At 37.7% G+C, this 18,815-nt stretch carries 18 protein-coding genes; 4 read left to right on the top strand and 14 right to left on the bottom strand.

Features of this window, described 5'->3' with window-relative positions; all coding sequences use genetic code 11:
* Window positions 1-711, top strand: a complete 711-nt coding sequence (locus FY049_RS10055; protein ID WP_004721068.1) for an aspartate/glutamate racemase family protein — start codon at window positions 1-3, stop codon at window positions 709-711.
* A gap of 189 nt (window positions 712-900) precedes the next feature.
* Here the strand turns inward: FY049_RS10055 and FY049_RS10050 are convergent, their stop codons facing one another.
* From FY049_RS10050 to FY049_RS10025, 6 genes are all read right to left on the bottom strand, one after another.
* Entirely contained in the window at window positions 901-2,163 is a 1,263-nt protein-coding gene (locus tag FY049_RS10050) for a carbohydrate porin (protein ID WP_446083660.1), read from the bottom strand.
* Window positions 2,164-2,426: 263 nt separating this feature from the next.
* Window positions 2,427-3,137 carry a YoaK family protein gene (locus FY049_RS10045; RefSeq protein WP_333665027.1) on the bottom strand — a complete coding sequence of 237 codons (711 nt, stop codon included), beginning with the start codon at window positions 3,135-3,137 and terminating at the stop codon, window positions 2,427-2,429.
* Window positions 3,138-3,185: 48 nt separating this feature from the next.
* Window positions 3,186-3,866 (bottom strand): YoaK family protein, encoded by a 681-nt coding sequence (locus FY049_RS10040; RefSeq protein ID WP_004721072.1) that lies wholly within the window; start codon window positions 3,864-3,866, stop codon window positions 3,186-3,188.
* 35 nt (window positions 3,867-3,901) lie between these two features.
* Window positions 3,902-4,066, bottom strand: a complete 165-nt coding sequence (locus FY049_RS10035; RefSeq protein ID WP_004721074.1) for a DUF1427 family protein — start codon at window positions 4,064-4,066, stop codon at window positions 3,902-3,904.
* A gap of 57 nt (window positions 4,067-4,123) precedes the next feature.
* Window positions 4,124-5,998, bottom strand: coding sequence for an amidohydrolase (locus FY049_RS10030; RefSeq protein WP_446083659.1), 1,875 nt, complete (start codon window positions 5,996-5,998; stop codon window positions 4,124-4,126).
* A gap of 39 nt (window positions 5,999-6,037) precedes the next feature.
* Window positions 6,038-6,724, bottom strand: a complete 687-nt coding sequence (locus FY049_RS10025) for a hydrolase (protein WP_004821006.1) — start codon at window positions 6,722-6,724, stop codon at window positions 6,038-6,040.
* 435 nt (window positions 6,725-7,159) lie between these two features.
* Between FY049_RS10025 and FY049_RS10020 the strand changes: the two genes are divergently transcribed.
* Window positions 7,160-8,044 (top strand): LysR family transcriptional regulator, encoded by an 885-nt coding sequence (locus FY049_RS10020; RefSeq protein ID WP_004721080.1) that lies wholly within the window; start codon window positions 7,160-7,162, stop codon window positions 8,042-8,044.
* Between the two features lie 111 nt (window positions 8,045-8,155).
* On the opposite strand, the gene FY049_RS10015 is transcribed toward FY049_RS10020, so the two are convergent.
* Window positions 8,156-9,010 carry a hypothetical protein gene (locus tag FY049_RS10015; RefSeq protein WP_056510576.1) on the bottom strand — a complete coding sequence of 285 codons (855 nt, stop codon included), beginning with the start codon at window positions 9,008-9,010 and terminating at the stop codon, window positions 8,156-8,158.
* A 155-nt stretch (window positions 9,011-9,165) separates the two neighbouring features.
* Here FY049_RS10015 and FY049_RS10010 point away from each other — a divergent pair, with 155 nt between their 5' ends.
* Both FY049_RS10010 and FY049_RS10005 read left to right on the top strand, forming a co-directional pair.
* Window positions 9,166-10,569, top strand: a complete 1,404-nt coding sequence (locus tag FY049_RS10010) for an aminotransferase-like domain-containing protein (RefSeq protein WP_446083658.1) — start codon at window positions 9,166-9,168, stop codon at window positions 10,567-10,569.
* A 129-nt stretch (window positions 10,570-10,698) separates the two neighbouring features.
* Window positions 10,699-10,857 carry a hypothetical protein gene (locus FY049_RS10005; protein WP_004721086.1) on the top strand — a complete coding sequence of 53 codons (159 nt, stop codon included), beginning with the start codon at window positions 10,699-10,701 and terminating at the stop codon, window positions 10,855-10,857.
* Window positions 10,858-10,899: 42 nt separating this feature from the next.
* Here the strand turns inward: FY049_RS10005 and FY049_RS10000 are convergent, their stop codons facing one another.
* From FY049_RS10000 to FY049_RS09970, 7 genes are all read right to left on the bottom strand, one after another.
* The gene (locus FY049_RS10000) at window positions 10,900-11,679 is read right to left on the bottom strand and encodes a Rossmann-like and DUF2520 domain-containing protein (protein ID WP_333665036.1); all 780 of its coding nucleotides are present in this window, start codon (window positions 11,677-11,679) and stop codon (window positions 10,900-10,902) included.
* 91 nt (window positions 11,680-11,770) lie between these two features.
* Window positions 11,771-12,805 (bottom strand): DUF1311 domain-containing protein, encoded by a 1,035-nt coding sequence (locus FY049_RS09995; RefSeq protein WP_419278946.1) that lies wholly within the window; start codon window positions 12,803-12,805, stop codon window positions 11,771-11,773.
* Between the two features lie 144 nt (window positions 12,806-12,949).
* Window positions 12,950-14,500 (bottom strand): OmpA family protein, encoded by a 1,551-nt coding sequence (locus FY049_RS09990; protein WP_262779904.1) that lies wholly within the window; start codon window positions 14,498-14,500, stop codon window positions 12,950-12,952.
* A 193-nt stretch (window positions 14,501-14,693) separates the two neighbouring features.
* Window positions 14,694-15,929 (bottom strand): dihydroorotase, encoded by a 1,236-nt coding sequence (locus FY049_RS09985; RefSeq protein ID WP_056510562.1) that lies wholly within the window; start codon window positions 15,927-15,929, stop codon window positions 14,694-14,696.
* A 16-nt stretch (window positions 15,930-15,945) separates the two neighbouring features.
* On the bottom strand, window positions 15,946-16,962 hold the full coding sequence (locus FY049_RS09980; protein ID WP_004721095.1) for an aspartate carbamoyltransferase catalytic subunit: 1,017 nt from the start codon (window positions 16,960-16,962) through the stop codon (window positions 15,946-15,948).
* Between the two features lie 94 nt (window positions 16,963-17,056).
* Complete coding sequence (locus FY049_RS09975; protein WP_446083657.1) at window positions 17,057-17,650, bottom strand: hypothetical protein; 594 nt, start codon at window positions 17,648-17,650, stop codon at window positions 17,057-17,059.
* 112 nt (window positions 17,651-17,762) lie between these two features.
* The gene (locus tag FY049_RS09970; protein WP_034612908.1) at window positions 17,763-18,122 is read right to left on the bottom strand and encodes a hypothetical protein; all 360 of its coding nucleotides are present in this window, start codon (window positions 18,120-18,122) and stop codon (window positions 17,763-17,765) included.
* Window positions 18,123-18,815: the final 693 nt, after the last annotated feature.

Below are 18,815 nucleotides of genomic sequence, written 5' to 3'. Positions count from 1 at the left end.
ATGATTGATTTTTCAGAATTTCCTACGCTCGGAATCCTAGGTGGCATGGGGCCAGGTGCTGCAGTTGATTTTCAACAGCGCCTGCTCGATGCAAGCCCTGCAACTAAAGATCAGGAACATATTCCAACTATTGTTTGGAATCATGGTGGAATTCCTGACCGACAACTTGCACTTAAAAACTTAGGTGAAAGTCCTTTCAAAGCCATGTTACATGGTTTAAAAATTTTAGAACGTAGTGGTGTTGCTAAAGTGGCAATTCCATGTAACACCGCACATTTTTGGCATGCTGACTTACAACAACAGACCAATATTGAAATCTTAAATATGATTGAAATTACTGTACAACAGATTTTGGATCATTATAAATATGGTGATAAAGTTGGAATTTTAGCAACCAAAGGCGCCCTTTCTACCGAGTTATATCAACGTGAATTAAGTAAATATAACATCCCTTATGTAATGAATTCTGAAGAAGAAATTGAAAAAAAATTTATGCCTGCAGTTTATGCTGTAAAACGGAATGAATCAGAAAAAGCAGGTATCATTTTTCAAGAACTCAGTCAACGGCTTATAGATGTAGGTGCAGGTTCAATTATTTTAGCCTGTACAGAAATTCCCTTGGGCTTACACGCCATTCAATCTCCAATTTTAAATGTAAGCTTCGATACTACGCAACTTTTAGCAGATGCTTGTGTAAGGTGGTTTTACTAAAAATAAATCAGTCTTCATTTTCTATTTAAGAGAATACTTTGAATTATTTTCGGCTTTTTATTGCCTTATATTATATGGCATAAGCATGGATCAAGCAGTATATAAACCCATCTATAATCAATATAGATAAATACCTAGTGTTCGTAACATCAGTATGCATTGATAAAATTTAATTAACTATTCTTGATTCTAAAAGTTAAGCTTTGTCCCCAATGCCAAGACCCAAGCATTGTTGATATCATGTGTTGCACTAGGATGAACAATATATTGCAGGCTTGGACGTAACATCAGCCATTTTGTTGGATAATAACTATAATTTAATTCAATATTATATTCGGCATCAGCATTAAATTGTTTCTTATCATCTGCAAAACGATTATTGATATGAATACGATTAAGCGCAAAACCCAAATTATCCTCAGCTCGGCTGGTTATCACCCCATAATACTTTAGACCGATCTGTTGAGACTGATCCACCTTGTTGGTGGTACGGCTATGGAATGTAAAATTTGCAAAACTGTGTAAGCCCTGCTTTCCTACACCAACTGAAGTAAGTTGCTGGTCAAAATTAAACCAAGCGCCATAGGTATGATTTTGTCGCTGCCCCGTCCGTATATCCTTTTGATTTTTAGTTTCATCTGCAGTGTTATACATAGCCCCTACACGATAAGTTCCTGCTAATGCATTGATCAATGATTTCGGTCGCCAGATCATCTCTATGGGAATAGTGATACCATCAGCTTGATGGGTACTCAGATTCCAGCCATGCCGTTCTAAAGCATTTTGAGGGTTATATTCATAAACACCGATTTGTAAGGCGAGTTCTGGGTGAAATTGATATTTTAAACGAACACCCCATTGAGAAATTGGAGAGTTATACCAAATTCCGCTTTGCCATTTTCCCATTTGCGCAGCACAAAATGAATTATTTTGAAATTCACAAGACATCACATTGAAATCTGTACCCATTCCCAAACGCCCTAATTTAATACTGAGCCCCTGTTCTTTAAAGTTTTTCTCCAAAGAAAACTCGGTCAATCGACTTTTACTGTTGCCACGACCATAATTTGCTTGAACATTGGCAAGCTGTGGTGCGGATGGATCAGAAATATCTTCTGAAGATAAACTTTGTCCTTGTCTTGCTGTGATTGTTGCTCTTAATGTCATCCCTTCCCAGTTTGCCAGCTTTTCTAAATCTAAAGTTGAACCAATTAAAAATTGACTGGCATATTTAGGATCACTCCCCGGATTGTAGCCACCATCAACTAAATAAGCGCTGTCTACAATCAAGTTTGCATCTAATTTAATGCCTTGCTTTAAAAGTTCAGTCCGCATCCCCTGCCAATCACCAAACAAATAAGGGCTATTTTTGTCTAAGCTGTATTGAGCAGCATGTAACTGTATACTGAGCAATGAAACAAGAGAAATTGTAAATTTAATCAAATTTGACATAGGTTTACCTTAATTTTGCAAAGTCCATAATTTAAATAAATGACAGATGCTGGTTTTGCTATTCGACAAAACATGGTTTAATTTTTGGATTTCTCAAAAATGTGAATGATGAATGCGAGTTAAATCAATCAAGGCTTGATTTAACTAAAAGACGATTGTTCCAATAAATATTTTAGGGAATTTTTAAGCACCTACGTGGTCACAATAATTATGACAAAACTCCATCAAGCATGATTACTCATTGACGTTTATTCATCATTGAGTCACTGGCTTGGTTGGACAAATCTTTGCTGGGCTGCGAGATAAGACAGATACAACACGGGTGCCACAAAGAAAGCGACACTCCAGAAATCTAGATACACATATAAAAAAGCACCTAAAAATGCGCCAATCACAAAACCCACCACAATGCTGAAACTGTGCTGTAATTTTTGCATATTGCTATGGTTCCGATCTCTTAAATAATTAGAAATATCTATACCTAACTGTGTTGTATTTCCCGTCATCATGGTGCTCGGACTAATATGTTTAATTAAGGTTTTACTTGAAGTGTTACGAATAGCTAAGGCGATCAGCCCTAAACCACCTGTAATTGCGACAGTGACACTATTGGCATCTTTAAACGGTTCAAAATATAAACCCGCAAGCATAAACCCAATTAAAAAAATTGCTTCCCCCAAAAATAAATAACTTAAGGTGGTATGTTTTTGTACACTACGATCAATCCAATATTTGGTGATGGCAACAGTCAGAATAAATAAGGGAATTGCCCCAAGCTTAATCCAAATCCCAGGCCCACCTTTGACCCAAGCAGCACCAGCTAAGACTAAGTTTCCTGTGACATGCGCAGTAAAAAAACCAAACAGTGCGATAAAGCCAATGGTATCAATTGCGCCACCCACAATTGTCAATAACAAAGGATCTCGACATGTTTTCCAAAACCCACTCGGCGGCGTCGTTTGTATATTTTCCATGTTCTACTCGTCATTCAATAATTAATTAGAATTAGGACCTGTCAAAACCTAAGCTTTTTTATAGTTATCCCGATTGATGTAAATCATCAGCAATAAAACTGGGGGAAGCAAAAATAACCACAGTAGTGCAAATTTATATACGATTGCGGCAACTGCGCATCCCAGTGCAAAACTCAACATGGTTGGAAAAATTGCAACAATACTCTGTCGAATTTGCAGTCTTTTTTCCTGAGAAGGTTTGGAAAAAAGCTCAGCAATATTTAACATCAATTGTGTTGTAGCACCCGTCATCACGGTTGTTGGTGATTCTTTCGTCCAATGGATACGGTGCATCGCGTTTTGAATCGCCATAGCCGCCACCAACAACATGCCTACAGTGAAACTCATGATGGTATCGTATTTCGGAAAAGGCAAATAAAAGTAGGAACATACGGCGACTATACTAAAAAGCAAAAACATCAGTTTTAGAAAAAACGCATATGAACTGTTTTGATGTCGGATAAACTTTTGATCCAACAATTTGACCGATAAAACTGTAATACAGAACATCGGTAGTGCTGCCAATTTAGCCCAAGCACCTGTTTGACTCTCGGAGACTAAAGCCGCGCCTAATGTTACAAAATTACCTGTCACGTGGGCAGAAAATAAGCCATGCAATGCGAGAAAGCTTGCAGTATCGACATAGCCTGCATTGAAGCTCAATAACTTACTTAGTCTGAATTGCATCATTTGCCCCTTTCTCCTGTTATTGCATCACCCTATCGTTAGGATAATAAGTTTTTAATCATTGGCATGAGTTGTTCACCAATAACCATCCCCAATAAACCGCATAGGGCCACAAAAGGAGGGGCTGGAGATTTCACATTTAATAGGTAATACAACACGCCAACCAACAACCCAACGGCCAAAGAGATCAGATAGATTTTCATAAATTTCTCCCCCAATAAAATTCCACCTAGTTTCAGATGGAATTTTTTAGGTTGGTTTTAAAAAGCAAAACAAGAACAGCCTAATGCGCCCCAAAATGATTTTTTATCCTGATCATTGATAGGAACATCAAGCATCCATGCATGCGAATGTCCATGCATGCCACAGCTGCTAGAACATGCACACACTGCTGAATCTTTTTGTAAGGGTTGTAAGGAAGGCGCATTACGATTTTCAGAGTGGCGCCACTGCCCGCCAAATCGCTTGACTGGTGACCAATCAGGCGATGCGGGTGGAATCGGTGGATCTTGTTGCTTAAATTCGGCACCCGCATAGACCACTTTACCGTCCATCACCGTCATGACTGATTCAATAAATTGAATTTCATCGCCCTCAACAGTGAGATAGTCATCTGAGAGTACAACTAGGTCCGCATGTTCCCCTGCGACTAAAGCGCCTTTATGGTTTTGCTCGCATGAAAACCAAGCAGATCCTTTGGTCCATAGTCTTAACGCTGTTTGACGATCAAGTAAGTCTTTCTCATCATATAAAGTAAAACCACCCACGGTTTTACCTGTGGTTAACCATGCCAAACAGACCCAAGGATTGTATGATGCAACACGCGTCGCATCTGTTCCAGCGCCCACTGGTACACCCAACTCAAGCATTTTTTTTACCGGAGGCGTGTCTTTGGCTGCATCGGCACCATAACGCTGAACAAAGATTTCGCCTTGATACGCCATACGGTGTTGAATGGCAATTCCTCCACCGAGGGCACCAATCCGTTCTATGTTTTTTTCTGAAACCGTCTCTGCATGGTCAATAATAAAACGGGTTTCAAATGGCTTTTTACCATTGACACGTTCAAAAACATTGAGCAATCGACTAATGCTTTCATCATAGGTGGCGTGAATTCGAAACGGCCATTTCTTCTCAGACAAATGTTCAACAATAGCTTCTAATTCAGTTTCCATTTTTTCTGGAAGATCTGGGCGAGGTTCATAAAAATCCTCAAAATCACCAGCTGACCAAGTCAGGTTTTCACCCGCACCATTCATCATCAATAATGCATCACCATCACCAGGAAACGTCATTTCTGTCCATCGTTGATAATCTTCTAACTCTTCACCGGCTTTTTGTGCAAAGAGGTTATAAGCAATACGAACGGTCATTTGATCTTTTTCATGCAATTGATTGATGACTGCATAATCATCTGGATAGTTTTGCCCACCCCCTCCGGCATCTATCGCAGAAGTGACACCGAGTCGATTTAACTCACGCATAAAATGTCGAGTAGAATTCACTTGATCTTCGACGGGTAATTTGGGTGCCTTACCCAGTGTTGAATACAAAATTGCAGCAGAAGGCGTTGCCAATAATAAACCTGTTGGCTCGCCTTTTTCATTGCGTTCTATTCTGCCCCCGGGTGGATCAGGAGTATCTTTATTAAAACCTAAGACATCTAATGCTGCTCTGTTTAGCATTGCACTTGCATATAAGTGCAGAATAAAAACAGGGGTATCAGGTGCAGCTTTATTGATTTCAGCTAAAGTTGGTAAACGCTTTTCTGCGAATTGGAATTCAGTCCACCCACCGACAACACGTACCCATTGTGGTGCTGGCGTATTTTCTGCCTGCTCTTTGAGTAAGCTTAAAGCATCTTTAACCGTCGGAACCCCTTCCCAACGCAACTCCATATTATAGTTAAGCCCGCCACGGATAATATGGAGATGGCTATCATTTAAACCGGGAATAACGCGACGACCATTTAAATCAATCACTTTTGTCGAGGCTTTGGCCAACTTCATGATGCTATTTTCATCATCCGTGGCAAACACTTTTCCGTCAACGATCGCAATTGCATCTACTTCTGGTTGTTTCAGGTCGAGCGTAGTAATTTTGCCGTTCTTAAGAATTAACTGTACATCTGTCATGATCATCTCCATGTAGATGAATATTTATATCCATAAGGTTTATTTTGCTGACACAGGTGCAATAACTTCATGCTGCGTTGTGGTTCTTTCTGGCGCTTTATGTACCATGGTATATGCATAATCTACGCCCATACCGTATGCACCCGAATGTTCACGCACAATGTCCATCACTGCATCATAAGTTTCACGATGTGCCCAATCACGTTGCCACTCAAGTAAAACTTGTTGCCAGGTTACAGGAACCACACCTGCTTGAATCATCCGTTGCATCGCATAATCATGTGCTTCTTTTGAAGTTCCACCTGAAGCATCGGCAACCATATAAATTTCATAATCACCTTCCAGCATTGCACCAAAAGCGAATGTAATATTGCAAACTTCAGTCCATAAACCAGATACGATAATTTTTTTACGATGATTGGCTGCCAATGCATCACGAACCTTTTGATCATCCCATGAGTTCATAGAGGTTCTTTCGAGCAAAGGTGCTTCAGGGAACACATTTAATAATTCTGGAAAAGTGTGTCCCGAAAAACTTTCTGTTTCTACTGTTGTAATGGTGGTTGGAATATTAAAAACCTGAGCGGCTTTAGCCAATCCCACCACATTATTTTTTAAAGTTTGACGATCAATTGACTGTACGCCAAAAGCCATTTGTGGTTGTTGATCAATAAAGATGATTTGACAGTTTTGAGGTGTAAGTTGTTCTAAAAATGCTTTATTCATTTTGATTCGCAACACATTTATAAAGGAATTTATATAAAAGCAAAAATACACGTAAACCACTAGACACTATTTTAAATACAAACTGTATCCTAAAAAGATACAATGATTGATCAGCGTAGGATGATGCGTTACTTTAGGGGCTGTTGACAATTCGTCTATGTTTGCGACTTCGAGTGGTTTTTAGATGATACAAGGCACGAAATATGAAATTTAGTCATTCTAAATGAATAGTTCGTAACGAAGTAGCGGCAAAAACCACACTAGTCCCGAAGGGTTGTGGCTAAAATTATCTCAGCCTACGTTATGAAACTCGAAAATAGTCTCGCTATTCTTTTCGTTTCATGCCTTGTCTGCTCAATTTTAGCTTACAACGCAAGCCATTTATGAAATGTCAACAGCCCCTCATCATTCAAGTGAAGAGTACTTTAAAATTAAATGGATAAATTAGACTGTATCAATACTTTTATTAGTGTCGTTGAATATGGAAATTTCAGCAGTGCATCACGTCACTTAAACATTACTAGAGATCAAGTTGCGAAAAGAATTTGCCATTTGGAAACTATTTTTAATACGGTCCTGTTCATCCGCAATACCCGCAAAATGGATTTAACTCATTCAGGTGAAAAATTTTATCAACACTCTAAAGTCATTATGAGTGAGTTTGAATGGGCAACCAGTGACTTTACCCACGACCAGAAATATCCCGAGGGTAAACTCAGAATCAATGCACCTCATTCATTTAGACATGCGCATCTTACCGAGATCATTTCTAAATTTATGACACAGTATCCCAACATCAAAATAGACTTGTTACTTTCAGATAAGTTTTTAAATATCAGTGAAGATCAATATGATATTGTTCTCAGAATCAGTCAGGATATTGATCAGCGTAATGCTCACCTGTTTAGTACCTATCATCGACATTTTTATGCAACTACAGCTTATTTTGCAAAATATGGCGTACCCAATACAATTGATGAGTTAAAACAGCACAGTTTATTGTTGTATTCACAAACCGATTCAAGTACTAAAATTGTGCTGAATAAGAATAAAAAAGAAGAAACTATTTACTGTACGCCGAAATTGACATGCAATAGTGGCGATTTCCTTTTAGATTTTTGTAAACAAGATCAAGGCATTATATTTTTACCCGATTTTTTAGCAAAAAAAGATCAAGATGCTGGAAAAATTGTTCGCTGTTTAGAAGACTATCATTCAAAGCAACTTTATTTTTATGCAATCACACCATCTCAACAAAAGATTCCAAAAAAAGTGAAGCTCTTTTTAGATCATCTCAAAAAACACTTATCTGATCGCTAAAATATAAAGCTTTAGACTAGACTTTAACCTAATAACTAAGTATTCACTGCTCATGTCATATCTTTATAGATAGCAATTTAACAAAGTGTTGTTTATGCAATTATTCAGCATCTAAGCTTGCAAGCTTGACACAGATTTGAATTTTGGACTAAACACATTGTTCTGTAATCGTGTTTGCATATATTCAGCATAAACCGATAGTTTTTCATAAATATGTTCAGAATAAAACATATCTTCGACTAGGTTTTGCGCTTGAGCTAAATCATAAAGACCTGATAAATTTAAAATTTTAGCATTCATTTCTGAAAATTTACGACATAAAGCCACATGAAAATCATCTTTATATTTAAACAAAAGCTTCTGCATGTTTAATTTATGATCATGATGATCTAATTGCAGATTTAGACCATCTTGATCATTTTCGGGATTTACCAAGAAAATTCGAACCTTAAAAAAACATTCTATTTCAAACAAATAATCTGGATTGATCGGTTGATCTGTAATTAAAAAGATACGATAAATTTCTGCCTGAGTCAGTGCTTTGAACAACTGAAAATAAACAAATTCCTGTGCATCCCATGTTTGATCTTGTAGGTCTAAAAATAGATTTAAACTTTCTAGAACGACATCATCCTTGGTCAAGTTCATGGTTTTTTCCACCTGATAGTAAGGTTTTAAAATATCTTGAACTTGTGCAGTCAGAAGCGTTGAGTAAAGCACTGTTTGATTTAAATTCGCCAAAATAAACGGTGAAAACAAATAAGCCAAACTCAAATGATTTGAAGTAATTGCAGATTGAATAATCACTGTACTTTTCTTTTTTGAAAATTCACGTAAGACTTTGGCACGCAACAATGTTGCTTCTAAGTTTACAAATCTTTGATTGAGTTGCTCTATCACATTTTCAGAGCAACCATGCTCACATAAAACTTGTGTGAGCACATTCAACTGAGTCGTCACAAACATATCCCTGCCTCATTCTATACTGCATCGCGTGCGACTATTTTGGAAAGAAATCAAAAAGAAATATAGCCACAAAATTTTAGAAAAAATATATAACAGATAGAGCTGTACTGATTGCTTCTGTTATAGTTATTTTAAATACCCACTTGCATTGACCTATGTATAAATCTGAACAACTGGCCCATAGCCTAAAATTATTGATTGAAAATGGGACGTGGAAAGCACATGAAAAGTTACCCTCACTACGTCAACAGGTTGAACAATCAGGTTTAAGCCTGATTACGGTGATGAATGCTTATCAAGAGCTCGAAGCGCAAGGCCTGATTTATTCAAAAGAAAAGTCTGGGTATTTTGTTGTAGAACAAAGCTCAGGTCACCCCACTACATTACATGTTATTAATGAAACAGTTGAAATTAACTCCGTTGTTTTTAAATATTTAAAATCAACACAATCTGAACACATTATCCCTTTAGGTTCTGCCTTTCCCAATAGCCAGTTGCTCTACTCCGCTAAACTGATACAAACGCTTGGACAACTTGCTCGACAACGGCGTAGCTATGAACAAACACCCAGCCTCCCACCCGGAAATTATCAACTGAGAAAAATTATTGCTCAAAAGTATGCTATGCAAGGCATCCCCACTGATCCATCTGATATTGTGATTACGTCTGGAGGTTTAGATGCATTAAATCTTTCATTGCAAGCACTTACACAAGCTGGGGACTATATTTTATTACAACAAACGATATTTTATGGGGCATGGCAAGCGGCTGAACGACTTGGATTAAAAGTAATTACCATCCCAGAGCACCCTGAACATGGCATTGATTTAGACGCATTCGAACATGCCATTTTAAAATATCCAATTAAAGTGTGTTTGATGATGTTAAATGGTCAGAATCCAATTGGCTTTACTGTGAGTGATGAAATTAAATTAAAATTGGCGAAGCTACTCAACCAATATCAGATTTATTTGATTGAAGATGATGTCTATGAAGAACTTTACTATGATCAGAAAAAACCCCTCTCGATGAAGTATTTTGATCAACAAAATTGGGTGCTACATTGTTCTTCTTTTTCAAAAACATTAGGTGCCGGTTTTCGTATCGGTTGGGTCTATGCAGGTAAATTCTCTGAACATATTCAACACACCCAACTTATGAGTACCCTTTCAGTCAACTCATTTATCCAAAATGCCTTGGTTGAATATCTTTCCCATCGTCATTATGAAAAACATTTAAAAACTTTACGTTCCACCTTACAACGCTATAAAAAACAATATTTTAATTATTTAAAAACCCATTTACCTGAGCAATGCCATGTCAATTATTATCCTTCCGGGTACTTTTTATGGATTGAATTGCCTGAACAGGTCGATAGTAATGATATCTATCAGCACATGTTAGAACACGGTGTTAGTGTCGCGCCGAGCAGCTTATTTAATATTAGCAATCAACAAAATCACTTTATTCGGATGAATTGTTCATTTGAAATGAATGAAAAGATTCAAAATGCATTAAACCAATTGATTTATATTATTGGTAAATCAGTGACGACATAAGCTGAATTTTTATAACAGATTCATCATTGCTTACTTATCTGTTATAGTTTTTTTCTAATTTTTTGTATCTACAGTGTGAACACTTTTCTATCCATAATGAATCTATATTAAGCAGAAAGAGATTTTGCGATGAATGATGACAAAAGCCCTAAAAAACCACAATATGCTGATAGCTCGATTTCAGACAAAGCCTTTAAACGCATGATCATCTGGTTTTTTATCTACTGTAGCCTGTTTTGTATTGGTGTTATTGTCACAATCGGTGCAGATCACGCTGCTTTAAATTAGATCTCAATTGATTTCAAAAGATACGATTGATAAAACACTCACTTAATCAAGTGAGTGTTTTTTCTGTATCTGTTGGCTTAAAAGTGTATAGGCATCTTTAAGATCTTCCCGCCCCATATCCTGTAACATACGCTGATGCATATCTAAAATATTCACATCTCCACGCCTTGCAGGACCCGTCTGCATAGTTTCAGGATCATTTTGGGTGGCTTTTTTTGCTGTTTCCAAAATTAATGGATACAGTAAATTAAAATCGACCTGCTGTGCATCGACCACTTGTTTAGCCATGTCATAACAATAATTTGTAAAATTACAGGCAAATACTCCTGCCAGATGTAAGCTCAGCCGCTGCGCTGAATTATATGGATAAACCTGATTACTTAGACTATTTGCTAGCGTCGTTAAAGTAGGCAAATCTTCTTGCAAAGCCGTTTCAATAAACAACGGGGTATTCTGCCAATCCACTTCACGTTCAAAGCTAAAAGTCTGTAAGGGATAAAAAACCCCAGATTTTACATGGTGTTCAGTCAATATATTGAGATTGGTACTGCCAGAAGTATGAACAATCAAAACATCCGAAAGTTGTGAATGAATCGTTTGGATGACTTGAGCAATGGCTTGGTCACTTACCGCAATAATTAATAAATCAATTTCAGGTTCTATACAATGCACAGCATCAATTGCCTGAGCATTCACCTGCTGGGCTAAGCTGTGTGCATTGTTTAAATTACGACTATAAATCTGAACAATATGATGTTGTTTTGACAGTGCTTTTGCAAAATGTGTAGCAACACGACCTGAACCAACAATACTAATACGCATATCGACATCTAAAACTTTAAATATAGTTACAGCATGCCAATAAAAGAGGGATGAATCAATTCATCCCTCTTAGATTATTTTGATGACTACATCAATTTAATGCATTGTTTAAGTAAATAATTCGCTCAGCGGTACGTTTATTAAAACACTTGGTATATTGCATCTCTTTGTTTTGTTGAGACATCGCATCATCCCAATATTGACGTTGTTGCTGATAGGTTTCAATTTCACTGTCTGGAATATCACCAAAACTTTTCTGTGAAATGACTTTACAGTCAACATCACGTTTTTCAAACCATTCTGTTTGATCTTGCTTAAATTGTTCTTTTTGTTCATCACTCAAACTATCCCAGCTCTGGTTTAAACGATCAACTTGTTTGAGCTTTTCTTCATCTAGCTCTTTTTTACGGATATCCATGGCTTTTTGTGCAAGCGCTGTTTGCTCTGCATTTTCAATTTGGTTGACTTGCTCACGTTCACGCATATCTTTATTTTCTTTCATATATGCTGCGTATTGCACCGCTTTTACAGTAACAAAAGTTACCCCTTGGATAACAGCATCCTGATTAAGCACATCAAGGGTTAAACCATCTTTGTCTGTTTTCACAACATTATAATTAAACTTGCCTTTCAGCTGATCATTGGCCAATACCAATTTAGATTCACCAGCTTCGATATACTCACGTATGCTGCGATACCCATCACCCTCACATCCCTCCTCACAATCTTGCCCAAATTCTGCATATGAATTTTCAGCACGCTGTTGTAAGCCTTTCGGGAATTGAACCACTAACTGACTTTCACATTCCAGTTGATTGGTTTTAGACGAATCTTCAGTAATCGTACGAACATTCTTCACTTCAAACTTTAAAGCATTGTTAATTTTCTGAAGTAGTGCTTGGTCAGCTTCATAACCAGAATTTTTAATATTGTCTGCGACTTCACGCAAATACTCATCTTTCAAATATTTTTGAATTTGATTGATATTATCTTGATTGGTACAACTCCACTCTGCTAGTTCAGAATTACCTTCATCTTTTTTCTTTTTGAAGTAATCACAGCCTGACAGCATTAAGGTACTCGAAATCGCAGCAATCATAAATAATGGGTTTAATGATTTATTCATTGTTTATCCGATCATATTTTTATGTGGGTCATTTAACCAAATAATTGAAGAATTTTCGAGTAAAAAATAAAAAGCTTCTGGATATTCAGAAGCTTTTTATACAATTTATGCCTGTTTTAACACCGAACATACCGCTCAAAAAGATTATGGCGTCGTTGCACCAAGTACTTCAAACTCAATACGGCGGTTTTTAAATTGCCCTTCTTTGGTTGAATTATCTGCAATTGGATTGTCTTGACCATGTCCTTCAGCAGTTAACTGCGAAGTATGTACGCCCTTTTCAACCAAATATGCAACAACGGATTTTGCACGTTTTTCAGATAATTTTTTGTTTGAGTCCGCATTTCCAACATTATCGGTATAGCCTTTAACCACAAGTTTTGCATCTGGTAATTGTTTTAACAAATTCGCCGCCTTATCCAAAATCGCTTTATTGGCTTCTGGAATACCAGAAGAACCTGTCGCAAAATTAATCACCTGTAAATTCAATGCAGCGGCAATATCATTTACATTGGCTTTATCTGCCTGAATGCTTGAAAGTGCTTGGTCTGCTTGTGAATTACTTGTATCTACATTTGCAGCACTACTGGTTGGAGCTGCATTTGCATCGGCTGTTTGCTGTGCAGAAATGTGTAGGTTAGGAACAATAGCTTTTAACTCATCTGCCAATTTTTGTGCTTGCGCTAAATCTGCTGTTTGAATGGTAAGTTGATCACCGATCCAAGCCAGTGAAATATTTGGAATGCCTTTAATTTTAGCCAACACCTGATCTACAGCATTTTGATCTGGCAAATCAGCGGCATAAGCACTGCTGGCTGTAAGTTGACAATGATCGGTTTGACCAAACACTGAGGCAATACTGGTTTTTAAACTGTCTAATAAAGATTGACTGCTCGATTGTGCCTGACAACTTGCTAATTTACCTTCAGCATCTGTAGAAATTTGCAGTTCAGCGGCTTGCAAATCAGCAACAGCTTGTGAAGCTCCACTGCTTACTGGATCCCCCCCAGCAGGCGGTTTGCTACTGCATTGTTTAAATAACAATGCGGCCAATCCTGCAATCACCAACAAAGCGATAATTGGCAATAACCAATTGGATTTTTTAGGTTCATCTTGGATCGAATTTGTTGTGATTGTAGACGTATCAAGAGGTACTGGTGTTGGAGATACACTTTGTACAGGTATCGGTGCCACAGGTTCTACAGGGGGGATAACAGCCTCAGCCACGGGTGCAGCTTGCGTTGTGGCTGCGAAACCAAGACCGCCTACACTTAAGCCCAGTGTGGCAAATAATCCTGTTGCCCAAGCTGGCAAAGCATCTTGAATATTGTTCCATTGCGCTTTGATAAAATCAAAAATTTCATGCTTACCATCTGAACCTGCTTGATCTGCAAGCAATGATAAAGTCGGAGCAATGGAATGGTTTAATGTGGTTTCAATTTCTTGGGTCGGTGCATTGCCCGCAACCAGTCCTAAAAAATGCGCCACCGTTTCTGGTTGGTGACTGAAAATATCGCCTAAGCGAGGATTTAGATTTTGTTGAAGTGTATTAATAAGTTCTGGTTTTGATTTTAAAACTGAGAGGAGAATGGGATAAAAGGCACTTAAAGCACCGATTTTTTCATCTTGAAACTGAAGATCACCCTGTAAAACTTTTGTGGTCACCCGTTCTTTTAGAAGCTCAATAATATTCATAATTTTGGACACTCCGATTTCATTGTTGTATTTGTCACATTAAAAATCATTTTATTGATCATTTTTTATTCTAGTGATTAAATTCTAATAGTTATAATAGCTTTTTGTAGCACAGCGTGTTCAATATCTATTTGAAAAGCCAGCTTATGCTGGCTTTTTGTTTCAATTTTTGCGCTTATGTAAATTTTACAGCTTAGGCAGTAAACGTTTGTAGCACTTTACCGACCATTTTTTGATTGATTAATGGCGTATTTTTTCCATGAGATAAAATACTGTCATTGCTAACAATCCATTCTAGATCTGGATCAACCAATGCCCAACCCGATTCTTTGACCCAACGATCCGTCATATTGGCCACTTTTGCAGGAGCAAGCGTAACTTTTTCAACCCATTCTAAAGGTTCAAACAAACCTTCACGAACCAATTGCACCCCAAAAGAGACATAGGTATCAAATGCGCTAATACCGGGTAAAGTCTCGGCAAAAGGCGCTAATTTCGCAGAACCACTCAAAGGTTCATGATGGGTACAAATCGCATCAATCACTCCATCTTTGACACCTTGGCGCAGTAATTCTTTGTCTTTTTCAGCACGCAATGGTGGGCGCACATGTGCCAAAGAATTAAAACCATCAATCAAGTGTTCTGTTAAATGCAATTGATGCATTGCAACATCTGCCGTCACAGGCAAACCTTTGTTTTTTGCAATTTTAATCAACTCTACAGATGCACCACTTGAAAGCAAACCAAAGTGCGCTTTGACGCTTGTCGCTTCAATCATCAATAGGTATTTCGCAATAGCAATTGTTTCAGCCAGTGCTGGAATCATCGGTAAACCTTGGCGTGAGGCAATAAATCCCTCATGCACACAACCATCTTTAGCGATCTGGTGTTCTTCTGGATAAAACACCACGGTCATGTCTAAACCAGCCGCATATTCCAAGGTACGCAGAACTACATCATCGTCTTTAAAAGTAGCATAGGCGTTTGAAACGGCAGTACAACCACCCTTTTTTAAACCTGCCATATTTGCGGGTTGTTTACCATTTAAACCTTGGGTTTGCGCACCAATCACTTGTAAATGAATACCACCATCTAACATGGCTTTTTCTACAAGTCCATGAATCAAAGCACCATTGTCTTGCACGATCGGCTTTGAATCAGGTGGGGTAAATACATGCAAAATACCATTTTCACGTGCCGCTTTACCTTCTGACTTCAAGGTACCATGCTGTTGCTGACCTGGTTCACGTAATCGTGCACACAAATCCACCATGGTCGGTATCAACCATTTTCCTTGTCCGTCAATTGTATCTACGACATTGGCAGATGATTCGACTATTTTTCCATGTTCAACATAAACCGTTTGTACAGTGTCAATTTTTTTGATTGGGTCTAAGACACGTACATTTTCAATTTTTACACTACTCATGACTTTATCCTTAACCTTAAACTGCAATTGCTTCTAACAAACCTTTCTCTTGCAACTGACCTTGCATTGCCAAAGCCAAAACAGCCATTCGCACTGCAATACCATTGGTCACTTGATGCAAAATTACCGACTGCGCACCATCAGCAATACTAGAATCAATCTCTACACCGCGGTTCATAGGTCCCGGATGCATAACAATACAATCAGGTTTAGCCATGGCAAGCCGATCTTTATTTAAACCATACATTTTGTAAAATTCAGCTTGTGACGACAAAGCTGGTGAATCAATACGTTCATTTTGAATACGTAAAGTAATGATCACGTCACAGTCTTTAATGCCTTCATCCATTTTATTGAACAAGCGAACGCCTTCACCATATTCATCAAAACCACACGGAAGCAAAGTATTCGGTGCAATCACACGGATATCTTTACAACCTAAAGTCTGTAACGCTGCGATATCTGAACGTGCCACACGCGAATGCTTAATATCACCAATAATCGCCAGGCTAATGTCTTCAAAATTCTTTTTCGTTTCACGGCGAATGGTTAACATATCTAACATTGCTTGAGTTGGATGAGCATGACGCCCATCTCCAGCATTGATGATTGCAACATGCGGACAAACTGTTTCAGCAATAAAATGCGCTGCGCCTGATGAAGAGTGGCGCACAACAAAAATATCTGCTGCCATCGCTTCGAGGTTCCATAGAGTATCGCGCAATGTTTCCCCTTTTGAAGTACTTGATCGTGCAATATCAATATTCAATACATTTGCAGATAAGCGTTTTGCAGCCGCTTCAAAAGTAGTTCGTGTACGTGTCGAATTTTCAAAGAATAAGTTCATCACTGTACGACCTTCTAAAAGTGGTGTCGTTATCAGTTGATTTTGATCATTTATAAAGGAATGGGCAGTATCTAGAATTTTGGTGAGGGTTGCTTTAGAAAGGCCTTCGATGGTCAGGAAATGCTTTAAGTTTCCGTCATTATTGAGTTGAATCTGACTCGGTGTATGCAATGCCGCCAAGTGCATGAGAGATTCCTTAGAGGTTAAGTTAACGTATTATACAGATTTTCTTTTTCTTTGGCAGTTGAAGTTTTGGACAAATAGTCATAAAAGTCAGCGATCAAATTTTAAATTTGATCTGCTTTAAGTCTGCCGGTTTGAGCGTTAAGTTCATCAATTTTTCTCGAAGTTGCTGAATCATATTGATGTAGTCAATATCTGATTGATCTTTTAACAGCTCAATATAAGCATCTATTCGCAGCAAGGCTTGATTACGCCATTTAAGTAATTCTGCTATTGGATGGTACTTTTGTGAATCAAAATCATGCAATTGATATTCCGATATTTGTATATTGGTTAATGTCACATCATATTCTTTTACACGTTTTAAGCACTTTAAGGTATCTTCTAAACGAAAGCGGATCTCGTGTTCACAAAGAAATTTTAAATGTGGAAAATCCTTTTGAGCAGCAAAATATTGTGCCAATGGCAGAGTAAAATCCTCATAAGGATACCAACGCCCATGTGCACAGGAGATTAATTCTTTATATTTTTTCTGTTCAACCCACAGTTTAAACACAACAGCCTTTGCTTGATGATAATGACTTAATCGCAGCTCAGTTTGTTGTGCCGACTCATCAGCCGTACCCACGTAAATCATTTGGTTGTTTTTTAAATATTTGCTAATTTCTGCATTGAATTTCGTATAACTCAAGTGATTGTCTCACAACTTATCCTCAGCTTAAAAATACTATAAATGAGTTTTAATTTTAATCACACTATATCAATTAAGCTCTAGCGCTGTAGCTAGAGCTTATTGCCCCCACTTATCTCAATGCACCAATATAGTGATGTGAAACTTGTGCTCGATAAATTTCTTCTTCTGTTGCACCAGAAACATATGCGTCCTCGCTTTGTTCAACTTGCGTTGTCGTTACTGTATTCACAGAGGAAGCTGGTTGTTCCTGTTCTAATAAATGCTGTAAGCGCAAGGCATGACGATTTAATTCTGGATCTTGAGTCGCCAATGACATATCAATCACATACTGTGCATAGCTTTTATTATCCACTAAATACATCACATCAATCACACGTCCTGTCACACGTCTTAATCGCGTTAAGATTAATGCCCCGATGGAAAACGCATCTGCATGTGCAATAAATCTGCTGTTGTTAAGATCTTGCATAGAAATCCCCGTATTTATTAATTCATTAAAATTCAATTAAATTTCTGAGCCAATACGATGGATAATCAAGCAAATTATGTACCAAAATCACACTATAAAATGAATTAATAATGTATACACATTATTCTCTATTTAAACGCTTACCGACTAGAACCCACCCCACACATTGAGGACCTTCAAATAGATCTAGAAATTGCCCCGTATGCACTTTGCGCTCATCATGAACTATATTCAACCTGTCAAAAAACTCAGAAACGAGAATATAATTTCTCTTAATCAATATTTTAAATTAAATCAATTACATGAGAAAAATAAATTGTTTAATTCTAAAAATCTTGCAATGCCACACCTTACATTCAAAGTTTAAATAGCTTTGCGTAGGCGATGCCTCACTTTTCAGAGATGAAAAGTGACAAAAATCTTTCGTCGTGCGAGGGGTACGTCCTTTACCCCCGCCCAACGGCGACATCCCTGTCGCCCCACTATAGGATCACCATCTATGATTCAAAAATACAAAAATGAATGGATAACCAAGAGTTTCTAAAAGTTCATACAAAAACATAAGCTTCATTTATGATCAATGACTTGATGCAAATCAGTAATACTTCAAATATTTCAGAGCCTTGCTCAATATTTCGATTTTTTTGCTTTTTAGTCATTTGACCTAGCCGATCAACTAAAACATCATGATTA

This window comes from Acinetobacter sp. 1125_18A (genome assembly GCF_052824985.1).
This window is presented reverse-complemented; position numbering and strand designations above follow the sequence as displayed.